General features: G+C 50.2%; 29 protein-coding genes. 26 read left to right on the forward strand and 3 right to left on the reverse strand.

All coding sequences use genetic code 11. From position 1 onward, the window contains the following. Positions 1 to 8: 8 nt before the first annotated feature. Entirely contained in the window at positions 9 to 752 is a 744-nt protein-coding gene (locus tag ICL55_RS03660) for an MlaE family ABC transporter permease (protein ID WP_246496146.1), read from the reverse strand. Positions 753 to 934: 182 nt separating this feature from the next. On the opposite strand from ICL55_RS03660, the gene ICL55_RS03665 reads away from it, so the two are divergent. From ICL55_RS03665 to ICL55_RS03685, 5 genes are all read left to right on the forward strand, one after another. Continuing rightward, a complete protein-coding gene (locus tag ICL55_RS03665; RefSeq protein WP_188094680.1) occupies positions 935 to 1,771 on the forward strand; it encodes a universal stress protein in 837 nt (278 codons plus the stop codon). A gap of 152 nt (positions 1,772 to 1,923) precedes the next feature. After that, positions 1,924 to 2,274, forward strand: coding sequence for a helix-turn-helix domain-containing protein (locus ICL55_RS03670; protein WP_188094681.1), 351 nt, complete (start codon positions 1,924 to 1,926; stop codon positions 2,272 to 2,274). 97 nt (positions 2,275 to 2,371) lie between these two features. Further along, positions 2,372 to 3,127 carry an SDR family oxidoreductase gene (locus tag ICL55_RS03675; protein ID WP_188094682.1) on the forward strand — a complete coding sequence of 252 codons (756 nt, stop codon included), beginning with the start codon at positions 2,372 to 2,374 and terminating at the stop codon, positions 3,125 to 3,127. A 196-nt stretch (positions 3,128 to 3,323) separates the two neighbouring features. Next, positions 3,324 to 3,920, forward strand: coding sequence for a Crp/Fnr family transcriptional regulator (locus tag ICL55_RS03680; RefSeq protein WP_188094683.1), 597 nt, complete (start codon positions 3,324 to 3,326; stop codon positions 3,918 to 3,920). Between the two features lie 108 nt (positions 3,921 to 4,028). After that, entirely contained in the window at positions 4,029 to 4,856 is an 828-nt protein-coding gene (locus ICL55_RS03685) for a sterol desaturase family protein (RefSeq protein ID WP_188094684.1), read from the forward strand. A 96-nt stretch (positions 4,857 to 4,952) separates the two neighbouring features. Here the strand turns inward: ICL55_RS03685 and ICL55_RS03690 are convergent, their stop codons facing one another. Then, positions 4,953 to 5,810, reverse strand: a complete 858-nt coding sequence (locus ICL55_RS03690) for an MBL fold metallo-hydrolase (protein ID WP_188094685.1) — start codon at positions 5,808 to 5,810, stop codon at positions 4,953 to 4,955. Between the two features lie 141 nt (positions 5,811 to 5,951). Here ICL55_RS03690 and ICL55_RS03695 point away from each other — a divergent pair, with 141 nt between their 5' ends. The 17 genes from ICL55_RS03695 to ICL55_RS03775 all read left to right on the forward strand — a co-directional run bounded on the left by ICL55_RS03695 (position 5,952) and on the right by ICL55_RS03775 (position 11,848). After that, complete coding sequence (locus tag ICL55_RS03695; protein WP_188094686.1) at positions 5,952 to 6,323, forward strand: winged helix-turn-helix transcriptional regulator; 372 nt, start codon at positions 5,952 to 5,954, stop codon at positions 6,321 to 6,323. A gap of 175 nt (positions 6,324 to 6,498) precedes the next feature. Then, positions 6,499 to 6,684, forward strand: coding sequence for a class I lanthipeptide (locus ICL55_RS03700; RefSeq protein WP_188094687.1), 186 nt, complete (start codon positions 6,499 to 6,501; stop codon positions 6,682 to 6,684). A 45-nt stretch (positions 6,685 to 6,729) separates the two neighbouring features. After that, positions 6,730 to 6,921, forward strand: coding sequence for a class I lanthipeptide (locus ICL55_RS03705; RefSeq protein ID WP_281392412.1), 192 nt, complete (start codon positions 6,730 to 6,732; stop codon positions 6,919 to 6,921). A gap of 45 nt (positions 6,922 to 6,966) precedes the next feature. Beyond that, positions 6,967 to 7,164 carry a class I lanthipeptide gene (locus ICL55_RS03710; RefSeq protein WP_188094689.1) on the forward strand — a complete coding sequence of 66 codons (198 nt, stop codon included), beginning with the start codon at positions 6,967 to 6,969 and terminating at the stop codon, positions 7,162 to 7,164. 92 nt (positions 7,165 to 7,256) lie between these two features. Next, the gene (locus ICL55_RS03715) at positions 7,257 to 7,448 is read left to right on the forward strand and encodes a class I lanthipeptide (RefSeq protein ID WP_188094690.1); all 192 of its coding nucleotides are present in this window, start codon (positions 7,257 to 7,259) and stop codon (positions 7,446 to 7,448) included. 32 nt (positions 7,449 to 7,480) lie between these two features. Further along, the gene (locus tag ICL55_RS03720) at positions 7,481 to 7,672 is read left to right on the forward strand and encodes a class I lanthipeptide (RefSeq protein WP_188094691.1); all 192 of its coding nucleotides are present in this window, start codon (positions 7,481 to 7,483) and stop codon (positions 7,670 to 7,672) included. Between the two features lie 12 nt (positions 7,673 to 7,684). Further along, positions 7,685 to 7,888, forward strand: a complete 204-nt coding sequence (locus ICL55_RS03725) for a class I lanthipeptide (protein ID WP_188094692.1) — start codon at positions 7,685 to 7,687, stop codon at positions 7,886 to 7,888. A gap of 11 nt (positions 7,889 to 7,899) precedes the next feature. After that, positions 7,900 to 8,091, forward strand: coding sequence for a class I lanthipeptide (locus ICL55_RS03730; protein ID WP_188094693.1), 192 nt, complete (start codon positions 7,900 to 7,902; stop codon positions 8,089 to 8,091). 12 nt (positions 8,092 to 8,103) lie between these two features. After that, positions 8,104 to 8,295: a class I lanthipeptide gene (locus ICL55_RS03735; protein ID WP_188094694.1), complete on the forward strand. Its 192-nt coding sequence runs from the start codon at positions 8,104 to 8,106 to the stop codon at positions 8,293 to 8,295. A gap of 33 nt (positions 8,296 to 8,328) precedes the next feature. Beyond that, the gene (locus ICL55_RS03740) at positions 8,329 to 8,526 is read left to right on the forward strand and encodes a class I lanthipeptide (RefSeq protein ID WP_188094695.1); all 198 of its coding nucleotides are present in this window, start codon (positions 8,329 to 8,331) and stop codon (positions 8,524 to 8,526) included. Between the two features lie 11 nt (positions 8,527 to 8,537). Beyond that, positions 8,538 to 8,741 (forward strand): class I lanthipeptide, encoded by a 204-nt coding sequence (locus ICL55_RS03745; protein WP_188094696.1) that lies wholly within the window; start codon positions 8,538 to 8,540, stop codon positions 8,739 to 8,741. A 5-nt stretch (positions 8,742 to 8,746) separates the two neighbouring features. Continuing rightward, positions 8,747 to 8,953, forward strand: a complete 207-nt coding sequence (locus ICL55_RS03750) for a class I lanthipeptide (protein ID WP_188094697.1) — start codon at positions 8,747 to 8,749, stop codon at positions 8,951 to 8,953. Between the two features lie 34 nt (positions 8,954 to 8,987). After that, a complete protein-coding gene (locus ICL55_RS03755; RefSeq protein ID WP_188094698.1) occupies positions 8,988 to 9,182 on the forward strand; it encodes a class I lanthipeptide in 195 nt (64 codons plus the stop codon). 96 nt (positions 9,183 to 9,278) lie between these two features. Next, on the forward strand, positions 9,279 to 9,434 hold the full coding sequence (locus tag ICL55_RS03760) for a class I lanthipeptide (RefSeq protein WP_188094699.1): 156 nt from the start codon (positions 9,279 to 9,281) through the stop codon (positions 9,432 to 9,434). Positions 9,435 to 9,495: 61 nt separating this feature from the next. Further along, a complete protein-coding gene (locus tag ICL55_RS03765) occupies positions 9,496 to 9,687 on the forward strand; it encodes a class I lanthipeptide (protein WP_188094700.1) in 192 nt (63 codons plus the stop codon). Between the two features lie 76 nt (positions 9,688 to 9,763). Then, entirely contained in the window at positions 9,764 to 10,192 is a 429-nt protein-coding gene (locus tag ICL55_RS03770; protein WP_188094701.1) for a hypothetical protein, read from the forward strand. A 96-nt stretch (positions 10,193 to 10,288) separates the two neighbouring features. Further along, positions 10,289 to 11,848 (forward strand): glycoside hydrolase family 43 protein, encoded by a 1,560-nt coding sequence (locus ICL55_RS03775; RefSeq protein ID WP_188094702.1) that lies wholly within the window; start codon positions 10,289 to 10,291, stop codon positions 11,846 to 11,848. Positions 11,849 to 12,202: 354 nt separating this feature from the next. On the opposite strand, the gene ICL55_RS03780 is transcribed toward ICL55_RS03775, so the two are convergent. After that, on the reverse strand, positions 12,203 to 13,336 hold the full coding sequence (locus tag ICL55_RS03780) for an alpha/beta fold hydrolase (protein WP_188094703.1): 1,134 nt from the start codon (positions 13,334 to 13,336) through the stop codon (positions 12,203 to 12,205). Between the two features lie 189 nt (positions 13,337 to 13,525). On the opposite strand from ICL55_RS03780, the gene ICL55_RS03785 reads away from it, so the two are divergent. The 4 genes from ICL55_RS03785 (at position 13,526) to ICL55_RS03800 (ending at position 20,363) form a co-directional block, all read left to right on the forward strand. Next, positions 13,526 to 14,104, forward strand: coding sequence for an RNA polymerase sigma factor (locus ICL55_RS03785; RefSeq protein ID WP_188094704.1), 579 nt, complete (start codon positions 13,526 to 13,528; stop codon positions 14,102 to 14,104). A 64-nt stretch (positions 14,105 to 14,168) separates the two neighbouring features. Beyond that, positions 14,169 to 15,338 (forward strand): FecR domain-containing protein, encoded by a 1,170-nt coding sequence (locus ICL55_RS03790; RefSeq protein WP_188094705.1) that lies wholly within the window; start codon positions 14,169 to 14,171, stop codon positions 15,336 to 15,338. Positions 15,339 to 15,514: 176 nt separating this feature from the next. Next, positions 15,515 to 18,856: a SusC/RagA family TonB-linked outer membrane protein gene (locus ICL55_RS03795; RefSeq protein WP_188094706.1), complete on the forward strand. Its 3,342-nt coding sequence runs from the start codon at positions 15,515 to 15,517 to the stop codon at positions 18,854 to 18,856. A gap of 10 nt (positions 18,857 to 18,866) precedes the next feature. Beyond that, entirely contained in the window at positions 18,867 to 20,363 is a 1,497-nt protein-coding gene (locus ICL55_RS03800) for a RagB/SusD family nutrient uptake outer membrane protein (RefSeq protein WP_188094707.1), read from the forward strand. Position 20,364: the final 1 nt, after the last annotated feature.

The following is a 20,364-nucleotide window of genomic DNA, read 5'->3' on the forward strand; positions in this document are numbered from 1 at the left end:
ATAATACTTTAAGGCCTGAATTGATTCACGATCAGTACGATGATCAGCTCCTCGATAAAGATGAGAAACATAGACACCACCACGGCCACATTGGCGGCTTTCCCTACGCCCTCTGTGCCTTTGGTGGCGTTATATCCCTGGTAGCAGCCGGTAATGCCGACCGTAAAGCCATATACCACCGATTTGATGAGCGATGCAAAGAGGTCGAGAAACGAGATGCTGGGGAAACCGTGCTGAAAGAAAGCGAGGAAACTGGTGTCTTCGTGCTGATGTACATTCAGATAAGCCCCCAGTAGCCCTACAAAAGCCATATAACAAACCAATAGCGGATTCATGAGGGTAGTGGCCACCACCCGGCTGACGACCAGAAATTTAAAAGGATTGGTGGCCGAAACCTCCATGGCTTCGATTTGTTCCGTAACTTTCATAGAGCCCAGCTCCGCCCCAATGTTAGAGCCTACTTTCCCGGCCACAATGAGAGAGGTGATCAGGGGCGCCAATGCGCGGACGATGGCGATGGCAATAAGGCCGGGCAACCACGAGGTAGCACCAAATTCCGCCAGGGATGGCCGCGACTGGTTCGTGAACACTATGCCGGTGATAAAGCCGGTGAGCGATACCAGGGCCAGCGATTTGTAGCCTACCTTGTAACATTGTTTGATGGTTTCCCGAAATTCGTAGGGTGGACGGAAAACTTCCGTGAAGAAGCGAAGCATGAACCGGCAGACGTTATATACATCAGCAAGAACCATAGTATATAACCTATTGTATAATGTGTATTTATGAGAAACAGGTTTCATATACACACAATTTATCACAAAGCTATCTGGTTGTGGCGCAGTGCCCAATGATCACAATCAAATGAATGACTGACAGTTGTCAGTATCCCGCTGATGGTTTCTCTATACCTTTTCACCACTAAAAAAATGAGTATATGAAGACAATCATCGTTGCAACTGATTTTTCCCCGGTAGCCTGGAATGCGGCTTGTTACGCAGCGGATATGGCGAAGGCCACCAATAAGCAGGTGTTGCTGCTGAACGTGTATACGTTGCCGGTATCCTTTTCCGAAGTGCCTTTGGCATTTGATCCTGATAAGCTGATGCAGAACATACAGATAGAATTAGACAAGTTGCAGCAGCAGTTGTCAGAAAGGATGTCAGGTGCAGTGGTGATCGGTACGAAGCTGAAGATGGGTACTTTTTATACAGAACTGAAGGCCGTCTGCGAGCAGGAGGACCCTTACGTGGTGATCATGGGAAGTCAGGGCACTACCGAGGCGGAAAGGGTGTTGCTCGGCGGCCATACGGTATTTGCCATGAAGAACCTCTCCTGGCCGCTGATCACGGTGCCGCCTGCACGTAGCTTTGAAGGGATTAAAAAGATAGGATTGGCCTGCGATCTTGATCAGGTAGCTGAAACCGTGCCGGTAGAACGGTTACAGTTATTTACCGACGATCTGCATGCGGAACTGCATGTGTTGAACGTGCAGGATAAAAAACATGATATCTCCACCGTTATGCAGGAAAACACGGTGTTGCATCAGCTGCTGGAGCCGCTGTCCCCGCAGTATCACTATAAAGTTAACCCGAAAGCCGTTGATTCCATTATGGAGGCTATTGAAGAGTTGGAGCTGGACATGCTGGTCATATTGCCTAAACGGCATGATCTGCTGTATCAGCTGACGCATAAGAGTCACACTAAACAACTGACCCGGCAAAGCCCGGTGCCGCTGATGGCTTTGCAGCCGCTGTCCGATAAGGTTTCCTAACGGACCGCGATAAAACAAAACGGAAAAATGCGCTGAAATAAGTAGCTTTGAGCCAGGAAGGGCCTGGCACTATCGCTGCCGGGCTTCACCTGTGGCCCGGTGAGTGTTAGCCCTGGCAGCCTGATTGTTCAAAGAATGCAGTTAATACGTCCATGAAGCAAAGTGAAAAAATTACGCAGTCTTATTTCGCTTTTTTAGATAAACACATCGCCGACGTGATCAGTGGTGAGGCCCCGAAATTTCTGGAGCTTAATCAGATCGCCAGTGCGCTGTTTGTGTCCCACGCCCATTTGACGGCCACCATCCAGCAAACGATGGGGCATCATCCCTGCCATTTTTATGATCAGAAAATTGTGGATGCTGCCCGGAAAATGTTGGCAGAAACGGACAAACCGGTAGCAGAAATTGCCCATGTATTAACGTATGACCCCTCTAATTTCTCCAAGTTCTTTAAAAAGATGACCGGACAAACACCGGGACAGTACCGCGATTCCGTTAGATAATAGTAGCTTTTCCAAAATTCCTGAAAGTTCACCACGTGTGCGGAAAGGATTTGCAGACCTTTATCCCATCGTTAAACATTGTTAAAAAAATGTCATCATGGGAAGAAACGATTTAAAAGGAAAAGTTGTGCTCATCGCAGGCGGAGCAAAGAATCTGGGCGGCCTGCTCAGCAGAGAGATCGCAAAAAAAGGCGCTAAAATAATTATCCATTTCAACAGTGCTGCTACGAAAGCAGATGCCGACAAAACACTGGCAGACATTCAGGCTGCCGGTGGGGAGGCCGTTCTGTTCCAGGCTGACCTTACCAAAGTGGAAAATATCCGGACGCTCTTCAACGAAGCCCGCCAACAATGGGGCGGTATCGATATTGCCATCAACACCGTGGGCAAAGTATTGAAGAAACCTTTCTCTGATACTACAGAAGCGGAGTATGACAGTATGTTCGATATCAATTCCAAGGTGGCCTATTTCTTCATACAGGAAGCAGGCAAACAACTCAATGATAACGGTAAGATCTGTACGATCGTGACTTCGTTGCTGGCAGCCTATACCGGCCTGTATTCTACTTATGCAGGTGGCAAGGCGCCGGTAGAACACTATACCCGCGCCGCTTCCAAAGAATATGGCAGTCGTGGTATTTCCGTTACGGCAGTAGCGCCCGGCCCGATGGATACACCCTTCTTTTATGGACAGGAAACAGATGACGCGGTGGCCTACCACAAGTCCGCCTCCGCATTGGGCGGCCTCACAAAAATCGAGGATATCGCGCCGCTGGTGGAGTTCCTGGTAACAGATGGCTGGTGGATCACCGGACAAACGATATTTGCCAATGGCGGTTACACCACCAGATAGGGCAATGGTCATCCACAGTATAAAAAATCCCGCTTTGCTTCCGGGCAGAGCGGGATTCGTGTATGCGTGGCCGTCGTTTACTTTTTTAGTGTTTTTTTCCGGAATGGTTATTTTGTTTGCAGGTTAAACAGCATCGGAACAAATTTGTTCGCTTCTCCCGGGAAAAAAAATTTAATATTGGGTCTAAATCGGGAGCATGGCGGTTTCTATGGAGACGTTGCAAAATCTGCTACAACAATTAAATACGGTATCACCATCCGATATGGCGCCTTTGTTTGCCGCTACGCGGCAGGTAAAGCTGGATGCCGGAGAAACGTATATCCGTGAGGGTGATAGCGCCAGAAAGCTGGCCTATCTGGAAAAAGGCATTATCAGGGCATATGCCGTGATGAATAACGGCGACGAAGCTACGTTGTTTCTCCGCTGCGAGGGGCAGTTCATTGCCTCACATGATACCATTATCCGTCAGCGGCCGTCGCGCTTTATTTACCGGGCATTGGAAGATGTCATCATGGTGGAGATCGACTACGACCAGCTGGAAGCCGTACTGCGGGAGAACCCTCGGCTGGAGCCGTTGCGCAGTTATTTCCTGCAGCTTATGCTGGCGGAGGCGCTGGATTCCATCGAGGCTTTTGTGACCTTGTCGCCGGAAGAACGTTACCTGCAATTGCTCGAAAGCCGTGGCGATATGGTGAACCGTGTACCGGATAAATATATCGCTTCTATGCTGGGCGTCACGCCGGTGTCATTGAGCCGCATCAGAAAAAGGATCCATAGCCGGGGAAAACAATAGCCCCGAAATTAACATTTGTTAATGTCATTTCTTATCCTTTGTTAACCGTGGGATGTATGCATGGTGGCTAATTTTGGGTCGCACAACATTCAAAAACGACCTGGAAAAATGCAAACACTGACCGAAGCGTTGGCCCGTATTTTCAGCCTCTCCGCACTGCGCTATTTTTTGGTAGCCGGTATTCCTTTTATGATGTTTTATTGGATATTTCCCGCCAGATTAAAGCGACAAAAAATCCAGCGGAAAGAAGCTTCCCGGAAGGATTTTTTCCGGGAGATCGGACATTCCATGCAGACGACCCTGGTGTTTAGTGTTATTTCGGTGATACTGCTGTTTACGCCGGTCCGTCAGTTTACACAGCTATACCAGCATATGAATGATTATCCCCTGTGGTACATCGGGGTGAGCCTCGTGCTCAGCCTCGTGGTACATGATACCTATTTTTACTGGATGCATCGCCTGTTGCACCATCCGAAACTGTTCAGGGCCACTCATCTGCTGCATCATAAAAGCAGTAACCCATCGCCGTGGACGTCTTACAGTTTTCATTTGCTGGAGGCCATCGTAGAAGGAGGGGTGCTGGTGGTGATCGTCTGCATCATGCCCATGCATCCGCTGACTTTACTGTTGTTTACGATTACCGGCTTTATGATCAACGTGTATGGCCATCTGGGCTATGAGATAATGCCCCGCTGGTTCCGTCACAGCTGGTTGTTTGAGCTGTCTAATACTTCTGTGCATCACAACCTGCATCATAGCCGTTTCAAAGGTAATTACGGCCTGTATTTTCGTATATGGGACCGGGTGATGGGTACCGAACATCCGGATTATGTAAAAGAGTATGACCGCATACAGGCGCAGCGTTTTGCGCAGCAGCCGGTTGTCAGCGAAGGTAAAAGTCCGGCTGTAACTACGCCGGCGATGGCGGATGCATGATAAGATCTTTTGTTTGGTTCTGCTGTAGATAGACCATCAGGGCTGTTTTAGCCGCCTGGCGAATAGGTTTCCCCATTGGCCAGGCGGTGGGCCTGATTATTTATTCCCCGAAATGCCGCGTACTATTTCTCCTTCATTTGGCACTTTTATTCTCTTCTGAAGTTTTTCCTTCGCCACATATTGACGCAGGTCTGCTTTCGTCAGGCTGCAATGGTTGATGGCATCCATGTGCACGGCTACCACGATGGTAGCGGGCAGCAGCTGCGTGATGGCTTTCAGTTCACCGGTAGTCATGGTCATGGTGATACCTGGCGCCAGCACCGGGTTTTCACGGGTGAAGTGGCATTCACCGGTATTGGCGATCACAATGGGAGGCCGGGTGGTGGCGAGGGAGGCTTTCAGCCGGTTGTCGAGGATGGCGTCGCCGGTGATGAAAACCGCGTCGGCACCGCTTTGCAGATAGTAAGAAGAGGAGATGCCGAAAGGGGGCTCTCCATTGTCGCCAGGGTAGTGGCTGGAGAGGTACCGGCTAAACGAAATGCCCTGCCAGGTGATGGTGCTGTCGATGACCCTTGTATTGGTAAAGCCTTTTTCTTTCAGTTTGGCGTCATCTCCCGGCTGACAGAAAATCAGCATGTCTTTAGGTACGTACTTCTCTGCGGCGCCATCGAAATGATCGGGATGGTAGTGAGTAAGTAGAATGGCATCCACGTTTCTAAGTACGCTGTCGCGGTGAAAAGGCAGCCCGATCGTGGGATTTTTCCGTTCATCGGAAAAAAAGATGGGAGGCTCTGTGCCTTCATCGGCCAGTATGGGGTCTATCAGCAGATGCTGCTGATGCAGGGTGATCTTAACGGTGGCGCTCCGGATGAGCTGGATTTGTAACGGTTGCGCGATACTACTTGCTGTCAGGGCGCTGATACAGGCGAGTATCAGTGGGATTACTTTTTTCATGTGCTGCTTTTTATTTGATGGCGTCAAAAGTATACCTTTATGTCCTGCCGGATAAGTAGGTACTTTTCTGTTCCTTACTTACTTTTTAGTAGGTTTTGTGGAGCATCGCCGGCAGGCGTAAACAAATTTTTTTAAAAAAATATGAGAGACCCAAGATTACACTGTCCGCTGACGCTGGCCGTGAAAGCCATCAGCGGTAAATGGAAACTGTATATACTGAGTATGTTGTCCGACGGTACGCCGAAACGATATGGAGAGCTGTTAAAGAGCACCTGTGAAAACCTCACGGAGAAAATGCTTACCAGTCAGTTGAGGGAGCTGGAGAAAGACGGCATCATTGCCCGCAAGGTATATCCGGAAGTGCCGCCACGCGTGGAATACATGCTGACCGAATCGGGGAGGAAGCTGTGTATGATCTTTGAACCCTTGTATGAGTGGGGCGTGGATTATATGAAGACGCATCGTCGGGACCAGCTGCCATGGCTGGAAATGGGGATGAAACAGCTTTCCTGACATGGTGGAGCGCGCATGTTCCGTTGCAGGCCCACCGGCCTGCAAAAAAAATTTTTTTTCCTGATCATTTTTGTTACCTTCAGATATCTCAAAATAATCGATGACTCATGCCAATTGACCCACACTATATAAAGTAATTCTCAACCCAAATTTTGAACCCGTAAATCTCCTCCTTATGAAAAAGAAAACAGCTATTGGGAAAAAAATGTCTTTTAACAAGACAACTATTGCCCAGTTAAACACACATCAACAGGCCCAAATCGCCGGTGGCATCATCACCAGAGTGCTCCAGTGCCAGGAGACAAGACAAATTTCCTGCGAAACAATTCCCTACACACAGGACGCATGTGTGATCTGCTAGTCAGTCATTCTCAACCGAAAATTTGAACCCGTAATTCTCCTCCTTATGAAGAAAAAAACAGTTATTGGAAAAAAGATGTCTTTTAACAAGACCACTATTGCCCAACTGAACACACATCAACAAGCCCAAATCGCTGGCGGAATGGCGATCTACACCAGAGACATCAGATGCTGGGAGACGAGAGACATCTCCTGCGAAACAGTTCCTTACACACAGGAAGCCTGTGTAGTTTGTTAGTCAGTTATTCTCAACCGAAAATTTGAACCCGTAATTCTCCTCCTTATGAAGAAAAAAACAGTTATCGGAAAAAAAATGTCTTTTAACAAGACCACTGTCGCCCAACTGAGCACACATCAGCAGAACCAGATTGCTGGTGGCATACCCACCACCACCACTACCTTCTCCAAGGTTTGCCAGGAAACCCGTTACGAGAGCTGTAACACGTTTCCCTATACACAGGAAATATGTGTATTCTGTTAGTCTGATGTAATCCTTTTTACCCGGGGATCAAACTATCCTGGCGGCTGTAAAGCATGCCAGCGGGTATGTTTTGTCCCAAAAAAAACGCATGTATGAAAAAGAAAAAAATGAACGCCGAAAAGAAACTGCATTTCGGCAAATCTGCCGTGGCTGTACTGTCAGCTGCTGAAACAGGCATGTTGGCCGGTGGCAGGGTGACTGTTACCCAGGACCGGAAATGTTATACGCGTGACGAGACATGTCAGACAATGCCTTACACCCAACCGCTTTGCGTTTTCTGTTAACAAAGGTTTTAAACCTAAACTGTCTATCATTTATGAAAAAGAAAAAAGTAGCTATTGAGCGCAAACTGCAGCTCAATAAGGAAGCTATTGCTGCGCTCAATGCAGGCCAGCAAAAGAAAATAGCCGGTGGTGCCATGTTCATTACCAGGCCCATTGAATGTGAATCATACGTAGAAACCTGTGTTACCGTGCATGTTCAAACCGGTCCCTGCGAAATCTGTTAAAATCCAACACATATGAAAAAGAAAAAAATCTCCATCGACAGAAAACTGATGCTGGGCAAGTCTCCCATTGCATCTCTGAACAATTATCAGCAGGAAATGATCGCCGGAGGTATACCTCCGACCCTGATCAGATGTACTTCCCGTGGGGTAACATGTGCTACGGCGCCAAGGCCTGGCCAACCCTGCGAATTATGTAACCCGGACACTACCCTCTAAAAACACTTCCCATGAAAAAGAAAAAAATCTCCATCGACAGGAAACTGATGCTGGGCAAGTCTCCCATTGCATCCCTGAATGACAATCAACAGGAAATGATTGTTGGCGGTATTCCGGTAACAAGGCTGGTGAACTGTACTTCCCGGTTGGAATCCTGTGCCACCGCACCAAGTCCTACCCGTCCATGCCAATTATGTCCCTAAAAAACACAACCCATGAAAAAGAAAAAAATGAACGCCGAAAAGAAACTGCATTTCGGCAAATCCGCTGTCGCGGTACTGTCAGCTGTTGAAACAGGCATGTTGGCCGGTGGTATTCCTCCGGTGACCATGGACAGGAAATGTTTTACATACCTGGAAACCTGTATGACATATCCGTACACAGTACCTGAATGTATCGCCTGCTAAGGGCAATTTTTTAACCTAACTTTCCATCATTTTATGAAAAAGAAAAAAGTCGCTATCGACAGAAAAATGACATTGGGCAAGTCTTTAATCGCATCCCTGAATAGCAGCCAGCAGGAATTGATTGCCGGCGGTACGAGTGTAACCTATACGGTTACCTGCAATTGCCCCACACGCGATACTTCGCCAGGTACTACCCGCCCTTGTATATACTGTACTACCACCGCCGTCTAAAAATACAGCTCATGAAAAAAAAGAACACTAACATCGGAAGAAAACTTTCCTTCAATAAGGAAACAATCGCTGCACTGAACAGCCACCAACAGCAGATGGTCGTTGGTGGAGCGACGTTCAACACCTGTTTCGCTACCTGCACTTCCGGTATGGAAACCTGTGCCACTATTCAGCGTCCGGGTGGTCCATGTGAATTATGTCCACCCATTCAATAGCTTTTATGAAAAAGAAAAACATCGCTATTGCAAAAAAAATCTCTTTAAACAAAGAGACCATTGCGGCGTTGAATCTGACGCAGCAGCAAATGATCGCCGGCGGTGCAGCTACTACCATTTGCCCAACAAGGCCGGCCATCTGTAACACCGGACTGGATAAAACCTGCCCGACGATTCCTGATACAGGCCATCAATGCGTACGTTGCATGTAGTGGTTTATTTTTTCCTATGTTTAAAATGATTACCATGAAAAAGAAAATCTCTATCAGCAAAAAGCTGGCTTTCAACAAAGCGGCCGTGGCTGTACTCAGTGATCCGATGCGTAACCTGATTATGGGCGGTGCGCCGATTACCAATCAGCCCCAGAATTGTACCACCATCGTTGAAACCTGCCAAACTTCGCCAAGACCAGGTTACCCCTGCGAAAATTGCGGAGCGTAAGCGACAGGTAAAACATACAACATCCACCAGCCGCACAAGTCCTCGTGGTTTGCGCGGCTTTGGTGTATCATCTTCTCACTACCTAAAACTATCGCCATGAAAAAGAAAATCTCCCTCAGCAAAAAACTCGCCTTCAGAAAAGATACCATCGCTATGCTCGCCGACGCACAACGCCCACTGATGGCTGACGGCGCCAAATTTCAGTTTACAAAAACGCCCGGTTGTGCTACCTTGATCATTGCTACCTGTTAATACCCGGCAGACCTCACCTGTGCTGTACACGTCATTGTCTTAGCATATTAAAAATCGCTCTATGAAAAAGAAAATCTCCATTCGTAAAAAATTACCTTTCACCAAAGCGACCATCGCTGTACTCAATGCTACGCAGCAAAAACGGGTTGTTGGCGGCAAAGCGTTTGAAACCAGTCCGTATAACTGCGCTACGCTTTACAATACCTGCGAAACATCGCCTGGTACCACACAGTCATGTTGGTTGTGCGAGTAACACGCTGACAATATCAGAAAGCCGCACTGTCCCGGAGGACTTGTGCGGCTTTGTTGTTTTGATTACTTTTAGGCAGATGAATTTACCATGGAGCATAGGAAATGATCGCTGGTTTGTGCAGCATGCAGCTAATGATCAATGGATCGTGGGGAGTTTGCATGAAACCATGTATCTGCTAAATCGGGAAACCCGACACGTGTGGTTCCTGGACTGCTTCTATGGTGATCCCACCTGCGCCATTGTTGCGGAAAACGAACAATGGATACTCATGGGAGGTGATCATTTGTCGCTCTATGACATATTCAAAGGCCATCTTAGCGAAATAGACCTGCCCTGGGTGTTCGCGATGCGGCAGACCGATACCTGGAAGGCAGAAATACTGACGGACCCATGGCATGAAGATGCAGCCGTCTGGGCGATAGATGTACAAACGAAGGAATTACACCTATCAAGACGTTTCCCGGACTACATAGACCAACCGTACACCGAGGATGTCATCTGGTAAAATTTCTCCCTTTTGATAAAAAAAAGTCCATATGTTCGCACATAAATACGTTATGACGATGGCGGTCCCGGGGCCGCCGGACATTAAAAGTGAACAATGAGCTATCTTTCTTTCCTACGGCCATGGGCGTGCTTTTTGCTGCTGCTGGCCGGCGGCCTGCACGCACAAACGCCTGTTTCCTGGACACCGGACAACGGTGACGGTACTTTCAAAAATCCGCTGATGTGGGGTGACTGGCCTGATCCGGACGTGATCCGCGTGGATGACAAATTCTATTTTGTGTCTACCAGCATGCATTATGTCCCTGGGTGCCCCATCGCGGTGTCTAATGATCTGGTGAACTGGAAAATGGCCGGATATGCGGTGTCCCGCTATGAGGAAGACCCACGTTACGACCTGAAAGGGGGCCATATGTACCTCAGCGGCTCGTGGGCGGCCACTATCCGTCATCACAATGGCCTGTTTTACGTGGGCTTCTGCACACCGGACATGGACGGCCGCAAAGGACATTTCTCCATGTGTACGGCTAAAAACATCGAGGGGCCGTGGAAACGGACCATCTTCCCCGAATACCTGTACGATCCGGGCCTTTTTTTTGATGACGATGGTAAAGTTTATGTGGTACACGGCCAACAGAAACTGTTTATCACGGAGCTGAACAGTGATGCGCTGTCTGCCAAAACGCCCCGGCGGGAGATCTATGACAACCGCGCCTATCCTTACCTGGAAGGATCACATATGTATAAGGTAAACGGTAAATACTATATCCTTGGCAGCACCGGCGGCACCAAAGGACGGCAGGTATGTCTGCGGTCCGACAGTATATACGGCCCCTATGAATCGAAAGTTGTGATACAGGACGATCATTCCTATCCGGGCAATGGCCTGCATCAGGGAGGCATGGTACAGCTGCAGAACGGCGACTGGTGGTTTGTTATTATGCAGGACCGGGGCCCGATCGGGCGTGTGCCAAATCTGGAACCGGTAACCTGGGTGGATGGCTGGCCTATGTTAGGCGTTGGCGGAAAAGGCGTGGACACCTTCCCCAAACCTGCTGTCAGCAAAAGCTATCCGGTGTCAGTACCGGCTACATCAGACGAATTCAATAAAGCTACGCTGGGGTTACAATGGCAATGGAACCACAACCCCGATAATAAAAAGTGGTCGCTGACCCAGCGGCCGGGATATCTCCGCTTATATGCCGGCAAAGCCCGTAACCTGATGGAGGCGCGCAATACGCTGACGCAGCGGGTAGAAGGGCCTTATTCAGAAGGTACGGCCTGCCTCGACCTCTCCGGCCTGAAGCCGGGCGATGTAGCAGGACTGGGCGTGTTCCAGTCGCCCTATGCGTATATAGGTGTCCGTTACAACGGGAAAAACAAGGAACTCATCATGGTGAACGCCGATAGCACGGTGACGGTATTACCCTGCACCGCTTCGAAAATATGGCTGAAAGCCATGGTACGGGAAAAAGACTTCACGGCCACCTTTGCCTATAGCAACGATGGTAAACATTTCACCGCCATGGGGAATGAATTGAAAATGGCGCTGGGATTGGATTGGACGGCCAACCGGTTTGCATTGTTCCTCTTCAATACCGGCCTGACTAATCAGCAAACAGGTGGTTATGTGGATGTGGATTGGTTCCGCAGATAGGCTATAATACTCATTTTGCCGATGCAGGAAGCGTATGCTTCCTGCATTTTTTTTGAAGACATCTTCCAATCGCATGTTTATGCGATAACCCCGGCCGCAGCGCGTCTTAACTTTACCTTGTTAAAAATCCGATTACACGGTTATAACCCCGGAGAACCAAACAAACAACACCCAAAGTCCATCAAAGAAATACCCTGGAATGCGCGTGTCAGTTGTAGGATCATTGTGTTGAATTAATGACCACAAAATTAAAGGGTCATCTTACGGTGGGGTACTACATAAATATGCGGTTGTTTGCATAAAAAAAGGACGGCTTACCTTCGCAAGCGTCCTTTCCTATATCTTGTTGGAAGACTATTTCAAAGCCATGGGTCTTACCTCCTGCACCAGTGTCAGTAAAAATTTGCCAGGTTCTTCCATCATCATCAGATGAGAGGAGTTTTCAAACCACACGCCTTTTTTATAGGGGGCTTTCACTTTTTTAAGCCAGGCATCGGTCGGTTCTGAAGGCGTGGTATAATCATGTCTTCCCATGAACACCAGTACCGGTATGGGAAATTCTTTCACCTGCTTGAAGTCTACCGCCAGAAATTCATCCATTACGCGGCCGAGGGTGAAGATGTTGCCTTCGTCGATGGCGTCTACATCTTTTTTATCATATTCCGGGGACATCAGTGGCGCGTTAAAGAAATATGCCGGCACGGGCCTGTAGGCCGCGAGGCCACCATATTCCTGCGGCCATTTGCGGGCGATGATGATCCGGTCCCGGGTGATAGGCTGATCGCCGGGGTAGGGGGCGATAGATTGCAGCTCCCTGATAGCGGTGGTATCTTTCCGGCGGGTGGCTTCTTTCAGCCCAAATTCAAAGCTTACCCGCTCGTTGTCTACGGTGTTGATATTCTGGCCGGCGCCTACATATACATAAAAGAGATCAGGACGTTTGAGCGCGGCACGCATGGCCACAATAGTGCCCCAGCTGTGTCCCATCAGGACCAGTTTCTTTTTATGGTATTTCTGGCGGAGCTGTTCGGCCAGTTCAATGCAGTCGTCTACGTAGCGGTCGATATGCAGGGTAGCGCCCAGGTTCGTGGTATCGTTGGCCAGGAAACTTTTGCCGGAAGCGCGCTGGTCGTATTGCACCATCGTGAAATACTCTTCCAGCGGCCGTTGCCAGGTCCATGCCACGGGAGCCATCGGAGAGGCCGGCCCGCCATGAACGAAGAGGATAACAGGATTGTTACGGTCTTGCCCCCGTACAAATACCCATTGTCTGGTGCCACCGAGGGTGGCTTCAAAATTCTCCTGAACGCCGTTGGGGCTAAGGATTTTACTCAGACCGGTGATCAGTTTTTTACCGCCGGCATATTTGTCGGTGACATCATTGTTTTGCGCGTGAGCGGTAACATGACAAGCCAGGGAAATAGTTAAGAAAAGCAGCAGCAGTGGCAGCCGCTGACAGATGTTGGCACGCAGGTGATTTGGTTGCATGTGACAGATTTGTGGTGTCAGATAGTAAATGAATAAGCAAAAACTAAAACGGCACTAAACTTATTGATTTTTATGTTAATGGACAAATTCCGGTAGGCCGAAAGGAAAGGCTTCTTTTTTTGATGCTTTTAATATTAAATTTACCGGTCTCCTGTGTAGGGAGTTTGATTGTCTGATATCTTACATAGAATGAATGAACAGGAACTGCTAAAGCGACTCGCCGTGGGGGATGAGGCGGCATTTACAGCGATCTATCTGCAATACCATGGGGGTATTTATACCTACCTGTTGAAATTTACCAAAAATCCGCTGCTCACAGAAGATCTGGTGCACGACGTATTCCTGAAGATCTGGGAGGTCCGGGAACAGCTGGACATCAGGTCCTCCTTTGCTGCCTATCTGTACCGCCTGGCCCGTAATGCGGCGCTCACCCAGCTGAACAGGCTCACGCTGTTCGATGCCGTCCGCGATGAAGTGATGCACCGGGTATCGCTGGGCATCCACGAACCATCCGTGTTCAACGCGGTAGAGCAGAAACAGTACGAGGAGCTGTTACAGCGCGCCATCGATCACCTGCCGCCGCAGCGCCGGGAAGCCTTTATCCTTTGCCGTCAACAGGGCAAAAGTTATGAGGAGGCCGCCACCCTGATGAATATCTCCCGTAACACTTTTAAGCAGCACCTGTCACTGGCCGTGAAGTCCATCCGGGAATACCTGCTGGAACATGGCAGCATCTCCCTGCTGATGCTGCTGATTGCCATGAAATAAAAAAAAAGAAAATTTTTTTTTCCGGACCATCCACCCATTTCTTTTACTCATTAGTCTTATTAGTATGGAACCAAATAAATTTCCTGCGGACCTGTTGCAAAAGTACCTCGACGGCACCATGACGGAGCCGGAGAGCGGCGTGCTGTTTGCCTGGCTGAAGGAAAATCCGGCAGCAGTAGAAAATGAAGCGATGGAGCAGTTGCTGCAGGCCAATTATGACGCGTCTTTTGCAGCACCCACGGCTTTGCCGGCAGGTGCGGGGCAGCGTATACTGGACAGACTGATGGTGTCTGTAGCGGCAGCAGATACGGGTGTGGTGCAACTGCCTTTGTGGCGACGCCCCTGGGTGCGATACGCGGCGGCAGCCGTGCTCGTGGCAGCGATGGCCATCCCTGCCGCCCGGATGCTGACAAACCGGAAAAAACCAGTGGCTCCGGCGCCTGTGGCTATTGCCAGCGGCACCAACCGCGCGGTGCTGAAACTGGCCAATGGAAAAGAAATTATGCTGGACAGCACCCATGGCAGCATCGTGCAGGAGCCAGGGCTCACCGTACAGAACGACAGCGGCCGGCTGAATTATCAGGGGGCCACCGCTGCCATGGAATATCATACACTTACCACGCCGCGGGGCGGACAATACCGCATCACACTGCCCGACGGCACGGCCGTATGGCTGAATGCCGCCTCCAGTATCACTTACCCGACGACCTTTACAGAGAAAGTCCGCGCGGTCATTATCACCGGCGAGGCCTACTTTGAAGTGGCCGCCCATGCACGCCAGCCTTTCCGCGTGGATGTGGATGGGAAAGCGACGGTGGAAGTGCTGGGCACGCAATTTAACGTCAACGCCTATACGGATGAAAAAGATATCCGCACGACGCTGGTCAACGGCAGCGTACGGGTAAACCACCGCCAGGCATCGGTGGTGCTGAAACCTGGTCAACAGGCAGCTATTGCCGGCGAAGGGCTTCAGCTGGTGGAGCATCCCGACCTGGAAATGGCCGTGGCATGGAAAAACGGTTCCTTCCAGTTTGACCATGCCCACCTCAAAGAGGTGTTACGGCAAATGGCACGATGGTACGATGTGACCGTCGTATATGAGCCTGGCAGCGCAGATATTATCTTCAGCGGGGAAATAAAAAGAGATCTGGACCTGCCACAGGCACTGACAGTGCTGCAAAGCATGGGGGTCCGTTTCAGAATAGAAGGAAAGCAACTGATTGTAATGCCATAAAGCAACCATAATAGAAAATTAAGATCATCAAGCAACAACAGGTGAGGAGGTGAACATGCCGGCCTTAGTGGTCAGGGCCTGGTGTGTCCCGGAACGAAAAGCCCTTCGGGCTTAACGGCGGAGCCATGCCCGGCCACTTCGGTCACCGGTTATTATTTATCAACCAAAAATATGTTATGCCAGAATTGAAACGTCCAAAGCGGTATATACCGTGGAAACAGCTGGGGCTGTTGCTGCTGATAGCAGCTATGGGACTGCCGCTGCGGGGATTATCCCAGACTATGAGTTACAGCAGTAAAAAAGTGACGCTGCAACAGGTGTTCGCAGAAATAAAAAAACAAACCAACCATGCCGTGGTATTCAATCCGGAGCAGGTAGACGTGACGCAAACTGTTCCGGTGAATGCCCACAATCAGCGGTTGGACGATTTTATGAGGACCCTGCTGGCCAAAACACCACTGGGCTTCACCATTGTAGGGACGACCATCGTGGTATTCCGCAAAGCAGACCTGCCAGCGGAGTTCAACGTCGCACCACCGCCTTCACCGGAAGTGATGGGCGTAGTGTATGACGAGAAAACAAGTCAGCCGATACCCGGTGTGAGCGTCTTCGCCAGTGCGTCTAATAAAGGCACCCAGACAAATGAAAAGGGATTTTTCTCCCTGAAAAATTTAAAAGACGCAGAAATGCTCACCTTCTCCAGCATTGGCTACGAGAAGGTGACCATGGCTGCGGGACAGCCAGGGGTGACTTTTTATGTGAAGATGAAAGTGGCCACCAATGAGCTGGACCAGGCGGTGGTGCAGGCGTATGGCGTTACCAGCAAACGACTGGCCACGGGCAACATCACCCGCGTGAGTGGGGCGGAAATTGCGTCGCAACCGGTCATGAACCCGCTGCAGGCCTTACAGGGCCGGGTGCCGGGGCTGCTGATTTCACAAACCAACGGGTATGCCAACTCGCCGGTAAAACTGGAGATCAGAGGACGAAACTCCCTCGGCAAAGGCTTTCTGTCTGATCCGCTATATATCGTGGACGGGGTACCGTTAACCGTGTTGAATGTAACCAGCTTCGCAAACGGCACCTCGCCGGGATTTGTGCAGGGCGGGGTTTCTCCCACCGGAGGACAAAGTCCGCTGTTTGGCCTGAGTGCTAAAGACATTGAGAGCATTGAAGTATTAAAAGATGCGGATGCAACAGCGATCTATGGTTCCCGCGGCGCCAATGGGGTCATCATCATCACCACAAAAAGAGGAAAAACAGGAAAAACCACGCTTTCACTGGATGTCAAAGAAGGGATCGTAACAGTTCCCCGCCAATGGCATCTGCTCGATACCCGCCAATACCTGCAAATGCGCCGGGAAGCTTTCAAAAACGATGGCATAACGCCTACCGTTGCCAATGCGCCCGACCTGATGTTGTGGGATACCACCCGCTATACCAACTGGCAGAAGGAAGTACTGGGCACCGGCAAAATGACGATGGTCTCAGCCAGCCTTTCCGGTGGCGACACCCGCACCACTTTTTATGTAGGCGCCAACTATGGCCGTCAGGTGGAGATATTGAACAAAAGCGGCGCATCGCAAAAAGCGTCGCTGATGTCCCGTGTCCGGCATAGCAGCAATAATCAGAAGTTCAGTATCATGGTAGGCACCACCATCGGCTATACGAAAGTGGACGCCATCGATAACAGTGTTGATGCCATGTACCTGGCGCCCAATGCACCGCCGGCTTTTGACAGCCAGGGCAATCTGAACTATACCGGATGGAACCCGGCCGGTGAAGTAGTAAGATTCCCGTTTGGTTATCTGCTGAGGAAAAATAACAATGAGACAAATCAGTTTGACGGTAATATAGAAATCCGGTATGAGCTGGCCAAAGGGCTTACCTTCAGCACTACGGGCGGATATTCCTACGTTACCGGAAACAATAACAGCTTTGTGCCCATTGCCAGTCAGAATCCTGTCCTGAACCCTATTGGGTCAGCCATCTTCGGCACTACCCGCAATACTAACTGGATACTGGAACCACAACTGGCCTACAGCCGTTTTGTAGGAAAAGGCGACCTCTCCGTACAGGTAGGTGCCAGCTACCAGGCTGCTGCTACCAACGGTGGATCCACTTTTGGCCTGGGTTACAGCGATGACGCCCTGCTCGGCAGCATCTCCAATGCGCCTATCCAACAGGTGGTTGAAAATGTGGCGCGCTATAAATATGCCGCAGTATTTGGCCGTATCTCCTATAACTGGGACAATAAATACATGGTGAACCTGAATGCCAGAAGGGACGGGTCTTCCCGCTTTGCGCCGGGCCGTCAGTATGGTAATTTCGGCTCTGTAGGCCTGGGATGGATTCTGTCGGAAGAGCCCTGGATGAAGGCAGCGCTGCCTTCCTGGGTCAGCTTCCTGAAGCTCCGTGGCAGCTATGGCATCACTGGTGGTGATGGGTCTATTGGTGACTACCAGTACCTGTCGCAGTGGGGCGCTATCTTGTCAGGCAATTCCCAACTCAGCAAATATGATGGCATACAGCCTTATGCGCCTATCCATGCGATGAACCAGGACTATCACTGGGAGGCCAACAAAAAAATGGAAGGTGCCCTGACCGCCAGCTTCCTGAATGACCGTATCAGTCTGGAGGTAGCACATTACAGCAACCGCACCGGCGATCAGGTAACGGGCCTGCCTACACCGGTTTTTACCGGCTTTGGCAGTGTAATAGCCAACTGGTCGGCAGTGGTGCGAAACAGCGGCTGGGAAGGATTGTTGCGTGCTAATCTGGTGCAACAGAAAGATCTCTCCTGGTCTGTGTCTTTCAATATCTCCCGTAACCGCAATGTGCTGGTGTCTTATCCGGGACTGGAGGAATCTCCCTACTATGGCGTATATAAAATAGGACAGTCGCTGTCTACCCAATATTTCCTGCATTACCTCGGCATAGATCCGCTGACCGGTAAACACAGTTTTGAGGATTATAACAAAGACGGGAAACTGGATGCGGTGCAACCTAATATCGACGCCACCGCTACCACCGACCGTTATGTGGCCATCGATGTGGCGCCTAAATATTATGGCGGTTTGGGTTCACAGTTTACCTGGAAAGGAATATCGCTCGATCTCTTCTTTGAGTTCAAAAAACAGTCGGGTGCCGATCCTTTTGCCAACATCGCACCGGGTAGCATCGGCAATCTGCCGGTGGAGGCACTGAACAACCATTGGTCTAAGCCGGGAGACAACGCTAAGTATGTCCGCTACGCCACTTCTTACTCCAGTAACTTCAACGCGTCTGATGGCGCTTTTATAGATGCTTCCTATGTCCGCTTACGCTCACTTTCTGTTAGTTACGGTCTTCCGGAGAAACTGGTGAAAAGGGCCCGTATGGAGAGCTGCCGCGTGTTTGTGGTGGGAGAGAATATTTTTACCATTACCCGTTACCCGGGCCTTGACCCGAACGTACAGAACCTCCTGGCGCTTCCCGCTCCCAGAACGGTCACCGGTGGTGTAACGCTTAACTTTTAAATGATCAGTGATGCAGAACTATCATAAAATACTGACTATTTCCGGCGGGCTGCTGTTGTGTGCCCTGCTTCCTTCATCCTGCAAAAAACTGGTATCAGTGCCTGACCCGGTGAATACCATTTCCACACCCCAGGTGTTCGGATCGGAAAAACAGGCCAACGGCGCCATGGTGGGTATATATACCCGTATGATCAATGGTGATGATCCCATCCTCACCCTATCGGTGGGCGACCGGTCCTTTGCCGGCGGCCTCTCCACGTTTATGGGCGGCCTGTCTTCCGATGAACTGTTTTTTTTCATGAACACCTCGGACAAATCGTGGTACCTGCCCAATACCAATAAGCTCACTGCCTTTGACGCAGGCCGCAGCAATAATATCTGGAATTCTGCCTATACGGCTGTTTACAGTGCCAATGGAATCATTGAAGGGATCGCTGCCACAGCGTCGCCGAACCTGAAAGACAGTGTGAAACGGGCGTTGACCGGGGAGGCAAAGTTTGTTCGTGCTTTTGCCTACTTCTATCTCACCAATTTTTTTGGAGATGTGCCGCTGGCCCTTACGATCGATTTCAATAAAACGAGCCTTATGCCCCGTACGCCACAGGCACAGATTTACCATCAATTGGTGCTGGACCTGAAAGAGGCGGCAGCGGCCATGCCCGAAGCATATCCTACCAGTATGGGGGAGAGAATACGCCCCAACCGCTATGCGGCCAGCGCGTTGCTGGCACGGGTATGTCTCTATCAAAAAGACTATGCCGGCGCCGTGGAGGCGGCTACTACTGTGATTAACCAGGCTTCGGTGTACCAACTGGAGCCGGACCCGGATAACGCATTCGCGGTAGCCAGCAGGGAAGCTATCTGGCAGTTGCAGCAGGCCAATGCTACCAACATGCGGGGTAACGCTACGCCGGAGGGTTATGATATGTCACCATCCATACCTAAAACCGGTATTGCGCCGTATTGCCTCACGGATACCCAAATGAAATCATTTGAGCCGGGCGATAAACGCTTCTCCTGGATAGATAGCACCATAGCATCATCCGGACCGGGCGCGCCTGCGGCGGTGGCCTATTTTCCCAACAAATACAAAATCGGCCGGAACAACAATGCCTTTGGCGCTCCGCCCAGAGAATATTATGTGATGCTGCGTTTGGCCGAACAATACCTGATACGTGCAGAAGCCGCGGCCAACGGCGGCCCTGGCGGCCTTTCTGCGGCCATCGCCGATCTGAACCTGATCCGTTCCAGAGCGGGACTGCCTGCCTTGTCCAATTCGCTGAGCAAGGAGCAGGTATTGGCCGCTGTTGCGAAGGAGCGACAGACAGAACTCTTCGCCGAATGGGGACACCGCTGGTTTGACCTGAAACGTACCGGCAAGGCACATGACATCTTATCTGCCCTTCCGCTGAAACAACCATGGGCAGGCGATTACCAGCTGGTATATCCCATCCCGGTTACAGAGATCAATGTAAACCATTTCCTGACCCAAAATTCCGGTTATTGAT

This window comes from Chitinophaga varians (genome assembly GCF_014529945.1).
In the GTDB taxonomy this organism is placed as follows: Bacteria; Bacteroidota; Bacteroidia; order Chitinophagales; family Chitinophagaceae; genus Chitinophaga; species Chitinophaga varians.